At 64.9% G+C, this 6372-nt stretch carries 5 protein-coding genes; 1 reads left to right on the forward strand and 4 read right to left on the reverse strand.

Features of this window, described 5'->3' with window-relative positions; translation table 11 throughout:
- Nucleotide 1: 1 nt before the first annotated feature.
- The 4 genes from ACE04A_RS13620 to ACE04A_RS13635 form a co-directional block, all read right to left on the reverse strand.
- Nucleotides 2-805 carry an aspartate dehydrogenase gene (locus ACE04A_RS13620; RefSeq protein ID WP_448717281.1) on the reverse strand — a complete coding sequence of 268 codons (804 nt, stop codon included), beginning with the start codon at nucleotides 803-805 and terminating at the stop codon, nucleotides 2-4.
- A gap of 187 nt (nucleotides 806-992) precedes the next feature.
- Nucleotides 993-2381 carry an amidohydrolase gene (locus ACE04A_RS13625; protein WP_259246149.1) on the reverse strand — a complete coding sequence of 463 codons (1389 nt, stop codon included), beginning with the start codon at nucleotides 2379-2381 and terminating at the stop codon, nucleotides 993-995.
- A gap of 127 nt (nucleotides 2382-2508) precedes the next feature.
- Nucleotides 2509-3468: a Bug family tripartite tricarboxylate transporter substrate binding protein gene (locus ACE04A_RS13630; RefSeq protein WP_279996005.1), complete on the reverse strand. Its 960-nt coding sequence runs from the start codon at nucleotides 3466-3468 to the stop codon at nucleotides 2509-2511.
- Between the two features lie 69 nt (nucleotides 3469-3537).
- Nucleotides 3538-4809, reverse strand: coding sequence for a carboxylesterase/lipase family protein (locus ACE04A_RS13635; protein WP_448717280.1), 1272 nt, complete (start codon nucleotides 4807-4809; stop codon nucleotides 3538-3540).
- Nucleotides 4810-5269: 460 nt separating this feature from the next.
- On the opposite strand from ACE04A_RS13635, the gene tssI reads away from it, so the two are divergent.
- A partial coding sequence (gene tssI, locus ACE04A_RS13640; protein ID WP_485820211.1) for a type VI secretion system tip protein TssI/VgrG occupies nucleotides 5270-6372 on the forward strand: 1103 nt, incomplete at its 3' end.

Raw genomic sequence — 6372 nt, forward strand, 5'->3', positions numbered from 1 at the left:
CTCAGGTGCCCACGCGCAACGGCCCGGTCAGCTTGCGCAAGGCGGCGATGACGCTTTGCGCGGTGATGCGGCCGGTCTTGGGGTTGGCGGACGGAATGTTCTGGATTTCCATCGAGAACATGGCGGCATCCGACACGACTTCCACGCGATGCACATTGCGTTCCAAGGACGGGTCGGCCCAGATTTCCAGCGTGGTCTTGTCGGGCCCGATGCCCGCCAAGGACACGCTTACCGCCACGTTCAAGTTCGCCGGAAAGCCCGTGGCGGCTTCGCGCGGCGATCCCCGGAAGATCAGGCGCGGTTCGGTCAGGCCTTCAAGATTGATGTTGTTGTCGGTGAGGTAGGGCGCGCCCATCAGGCCGCGCGGCGGCTTGCGGGTGATCATCGTGACGGAGTGGATGACGCCTTCGGCGGCGGCGGTGATGGCGTCCAGCCCCAGGATGGCGCCCGACGGCACCAGGATCTGCCCGTGATGCTGGCGGGCGAGTTCGATCAGGTCATCGTTACGCAGCAGCGCGCCGGAACTCAGCACGACCATCTTCTTGCCGGCGCGCAAAACGGGCTCCGCAATGTTGCGGAACACCGACGCGGGCGCGCATTCCACCACCACGTCGCAATGCTCGTGCAGCGCGTCGATGGTGGTGAAGACCGGTGCTGCCTGGGTCCAAGCAAAATCGGGCGGGGCATTGGGGTCGCGCACCGCAACGGCGGCAAGGGTCAGGCCGGGTAGCCCGGCATCCAGGGATTGCGCCACGGCCTGGCCGATGGCGCCGAAGCCGGCGATGCCGACGCGGTAGCTGTTCACGGAAATTCCTGGGTTGATGCGGATTGGCCCCGCGCCGTAAACGTACACGTACACCTAAACGCAGACGCAAACGCAAACGCACTCGGGGTAAAAAAGACAACGCCATCGATGTCGATGGCGCAGGGTTGCCGGCCAATGTATCCAGGGCCTGGCCGGGCGTCAATGCGGGATGGCCGCAAGGCGTAGGTCAGGTTCCTTGTTGCGCGCGGGCCAGGTAGTCGATGGTCAGGTTGGACAAGGCGCGCACGCCGTTGATCAAACCCGATTCATCCACGTAAAAGCGCGGCGAATGGTTGGGGGCGGCCTTGTCCACGTCGGTGCCCTTGGGGGTTACGCCCAAGTAGAAGAACATGCCCGGCACCTTTTCCTGATAGAAGGAAAAGTCTTCCGACGCCGTGGACTTGGGTTGCAGGCCGTAGTTGCCTTCGCCCGCCACGCGCCGCAACGTCGCGCCCATTTGCTCGGTCAAGGCAGGCGGGTTGACGGTGGCGTTGTAGAGCTCAACGACGCGCACATCCGCGCGGGCGCCGGCGCTTTGCGCAATCATGTCGGCGGTGCGGGCGATGCGTTGGTGGATGTCTTTCTTCATGCCTTCGTCGTAGGTGCGGATGGTGCCCGTCATGGCCACGCTGTCCGGCACGATGTTCATGCGGTTGCCGCCGTGGATGGCGCCCACGGTGATGACGGCGGGCTCCAGCATGCTGTTGAGCTGGCGGCTGGGAATGGTCTGCAAGCCCAGGATGATCTGCGAGCTGACGACGATAGGATCAATGCCCGACCAGGGGCGCGCGCCGTGCGTCTGTTTGCCGGTGACGTCGATCCAGAACTGGTCCGCCGCCGCCATGGCGGGGCCGCTGCGCCACGACAGCCAACCCGCCGGATAGGCGCTGGACACGTGCAGGCCGAAGATGGCGTCCACCTTGGGATTTTCCAACACCCCTTCCTGCACCATCATCTTGGCGCCCCAGATCTTCTTGCCGTCGGGTTCGAAGTCGGCGGGGCTTTCCTCGGCGGGCTGGAAGATGAATTTCACGCTGCCGGGCAACTGGTCTTTCATGCCGGCCAGCACTTCGGCCGTGGCCATCAGGATGGCGGTGTGGGTGTCGTGGCCGCAGGCGTGCATGACGTCGACTTCCTTGCCCAGATACGTGCCCTTGGCTTTCGACGCAAAGGGCACGTCCACCTGTTCCTTGACGGGAAGCGCATCCATGTCGGCGCGCAGCGCGACGACGGCGCCAGGCTTGCCGCCCTTGAGCACGGCAACAACGCCCGTGCCCGCCACGCCTGTCTTCACGTCCATGCCCAGCGCGCGCAGATGGTCGGCGACCAGCTTGGCGGTGCGCGTTTCCTGGTTGCCCAATTCGGGGTGCTGATGAATGTCGCGGCGCCACGCGATGAGTTTGTCCTCAATGGCACGGGCGCGCTGCTCGATCTGCTCGGACAGCGCCGCATTGGGCGCGGGCATCAGCGGGCCTTGCGTACCGGGCGCCGGTTGCGCGGCGGCCGGGCCAGCGAAAAGAAGATGGGCGGCGAGCGCCAGCGGCGCCAGCCGGAACAGCGGTTTGCAAGACGGCATGGGGTGGTCTCCTCGTGGTTGTTAACCTGTTATTGGCTGAGGATCTTACCCAAGCGTGGCGCGGCTGGCGCGTTTGTTACGGATGCTTAAATTCCGGCCCATTTGATTCCGAGCCGTGAAATTTTCGCTACTGCAATTTGATTCCCAGCTCCTTGATCAGCGGCGCCATATCGGCGCGATCCGCCTTGATCGTGGCCGCGAGTTCCGCAGGGGTACTGCCGATGGGTATCATCCCCAGCGTTTCCATCTGGGCGCGCATCTCGGGTTGCTTCAAGATGTCCGACACGGCTTTCTGAATCAGCGCCACGCGGTCTTGCGGCACGCCCGCAGGCGCCATCAGGCCAATCCAGGGTTGCGGCGCGTAGTCTTTCAAGCCGGACTCCTTCAGCGTCGGCGTGTCGGGCAAGCCGCCGAAACGTTGCGGGCTGGTAATGGCCAACGCACGCAGCCGACCGCTGTCGATCAAGCCCTTCGAACTGGAGGGCGCATCCAGGCCCACATCCAACTGGCCACCGATCAGGTCATTTTGCGTTTTGCCCGATGACGACGATGGCACGTACAAGGCCGTGATCCCCGCGCGCCGCGCGGTCTGTTCCCACACCAGGTGGAACGCGGTGCCGATTGAAAACGAGCCCACGCTCAGGCTGCGCGTTTTGCTCTCGCGCACAAAGTCGTCCCAGGTCTTGATGGGGCTGTCCTTGGGCACGATGAAAATGAACGGCGTGCGCGCCACCAGTGAAATGGGTTGCAGGTCTTTTTCCGTATCGAACGGCAGGCTGTCGACCGCGAAGGGCACGATGGTGACCGACGAGGCCACCACCATGCCCAGGGTGTAGCCGTCGGGCGCGGACTTGACCAGCGCGCTGGTGCTGATGATGCCGGACGCGCCGGGCCGATTTTCCACCACCACGGGCTGGCCCCAGGCCGCGCCAAGCTTGCTGGCCAGAACGCGCAGCATCACGTCCACCGGCCCTCCCGGCGGATTCGACACGATGATTTTCACCGGCTTGTCGGGATAGGCGGCTTGCGCGGTCTGAACGGCCAATGGAGCCAGCAGCGCAAGCGCCAGCACGGTTTGCTTGAACATGGAATTCCCCTTGTTTTGTTGCTTGGTTTGTTTGCTTTGCTTATTTGTCTGAGTGCGCCGCCCGATCGCTCAGGCCAGCAGTTGCTGATGCGGCGCCATCGGCCAGTCAGGTGCATCGCCGCGTATGAACGCTATCCATGCACGCTGGGTCTGCGCCACCAACTGTTCAGCTTGAGCTTGGCCCAACCCTGCCAGCATGGGCGCATCGGCAAAAGCCGACAGCGTGCCGAACACGAAGGGCAATTCAATGCAATGGCAGGCGCCGAAGCGCACAGAAGGCGCCACGTCAAAGCGCGCCAACCAGGCTTGGCGACCTTGGGCCAACGCCTCTTGCGCCCACAGGCGGGAAGGCGCGCCGAAAACCTCGTCACCCATCTTGCTGCTGGCCGCATCCACGGCATGGCCCGGAAACGCGGCCATTTCGTCGCGGGTATACGCCACCAGCACATCCGCGCGCGACGTGGCCTGGCGCAGTGCCGGCGCAATGTCTTCAGGCAATACCTGTCCATCCAGAACGGGGCCGAATTGGCTGCGGCTGCTGCCTTCGGCGCGTAGCGCGTCGGCCACGGCGGGCGCCTGCTGCGCGGCCAGCAATGCCGACACGGGAAGCGCCCGCGCGGCTTCCAGGGTATCGACGCCGGCGGCTTGTAGAAAGGCACGGCCCAGCGCGTCGGCTTGGGACGCGGTACGAAACCCCCGACCCAGCGCGGCGCTTTGCAGAATCGCGCGCGAAAAGCGCGGACGGCGCGCCAACATCGCGCAGATGGACGACGCGCCAGCCGATTGGCCCATGAGCGTGATGCGTTCGGGGTCACCGCCCAGGTCCTGGATGTTGTCCAGCACCCAATCAATGGCGGCCTCCTGGTCCAGCAGGCCCACGTTGGCGGTCTGCCCCGGCACATAGAGCCAACCCAACGCAGCCAGGCGATAGTTGACGGCCACGACCACCAGATCACCGCGCGCCGCCAGGCCTGCCCCGTCGTACCAATCCTGCGCGCCGCCACCGCTTTGCCACGCGCCGCCGTGCAACCACACGACCACCGGCCGGCGCTGTTGGTCCGCGGCGGGCGTCCACACCGTCAGGTGCAGGCAGTCTTCGGATTGCGGGGTATCGAAATCGCCCATGGCCTCGCGCAGCCGCGAGGGCAGTTGTGGCGATACCGGCCCTGGCCGGGTGGCGTCGCGCTCGCCGCGCCACGTTGGCGGCTGCGGCGGCGCAAAGCGCAGGCTGCCCACAGGTGCCTGCGCATAGGGAATGGCGCTGTAGCGACACACGCCGCTGGCTTCCTGCACGCCGGTCAGCGTGCCGGCTCGCAGCGCCGCCTGGACGGGTTGACCCATATCTGCCCCTTGCCTTGTTGTGATGTGGCTGGCGCGAAGGGCGCCGTCGCCGGAAGGCTTAATGGTAGGGACGATCGGGGCAGGGAAGGCATGCCGGATTTGATCAAGGCCATGCGGAACACGCATGGCTAGGGGGCGGGGGCGCTATCGCGTCGATCGCGGCCGAAATCGCGGTATATCCGCCTGCTGGGCCAGATTTGACCCGATCGGGCCAAATCTGGCCCGGTACATATCCCTATGAATCAATCACTTAGCAGAAAGCGGGTCAAATCTGGCCTGATTTCCCCCGGAAAACGCGTGTTTTCAGCGGTTTCGCGGCAAATTTCCGGCGGTGGATGCCGCTGCTGAATCGTAAGTCAATGAATCCATTGCGTTTAGTGCTCGAAGCGGGAAGCTGGCATGGAAGTTGCATTGAGATCTGGGCCGCGCGTATTGCGGTGCGCCTGCCCAGGAACCCACCATGCCCCACTCATCCGATCTGCGCTTTACCTTCGTGTCGTCCGCGCGCGGCGTGGAATTCGACGTCATTGAATTCACGCTGGACGAAGCCCTGTCCGAGACTTATCGGCTGGAGCTGGACTTGTCCAGCTTCAACCCCGCCATCGACTTCGGCGCCATGCTGGACCAGACGGCGCTCTTCACGCTGTGGCGGGGCGATACGCCCGTGCGCCATGTGCATGGCATCGTCACCGCTTTCGAGCAAGGCGACACGGGCTTTCGGCGCACGCGCTACCGCGCCGTGCTGGAACCCTCGCTATCGCGCCTGGCGCTGTGTTCGGACTGGCGCATCTATCAGCAACTGTCCGTGCCGGAAATCCTGGCCGATGTCTTCAAGCGCCACCACATCACCGACTATGAACAGGTCACCACGAACCCGCACCTGCCGCGCGAATACTGCGTGCAAGCCGGGGAAACCGACCTGGACTTCGTTACCCGGCTGGCCGCCGAGGAAGGCTATTTCCATCGCTATGTGCATACGGAAAAAAACCACGGCCTGATCCACGGCGACCGCATCTACATTCATGGGGAAATCGCCGGCGGCCCCGTCGTGTACCAAGCAATGGCGGGCGGCGACCCGGCCCAGCCCGCGCTGCGCCGCTTCACCTACACCGAACAACTGCGCACCGCGCGCCAAACCCAGCGCGACTACACCTACACCCACCCGCAGTACGACCAGGAACACACGCACGTGGCCAGCGACTTGCAGCATCAAGACCGCCGCTACGAACGCTACGACTATCCCGGCCGCTACAAGCGCGACGAGGCCGGCAAGCCCTTCACACAAAGCCGCTTGCTGGGCCTGCGCCGCGACGCGCGCATGGCGCAGGTGCAGGGCGACGACGCCCGCCTGATTCCCGGCGTGGCCTTCGACCTAACCGGCCACCCGCGCGAAGACTGGAACCAGGGCTGGCGCCCGGTGCGCATGCGCCACCACGGCGTGCAGCACACCAGCCAGGAAGAAGACAGCGCGGGCGCGGAACATGGCACGCGCTACGGCTACACCGCCGACATCGTGCCAGACAAGGTCGACTGGAAGCCCGCGCCCAGCCGCAAGCCCGTGGT

The sequence above is a fragment of the Achromobacter colocynthidis genome (assembly GCF_057334535.1).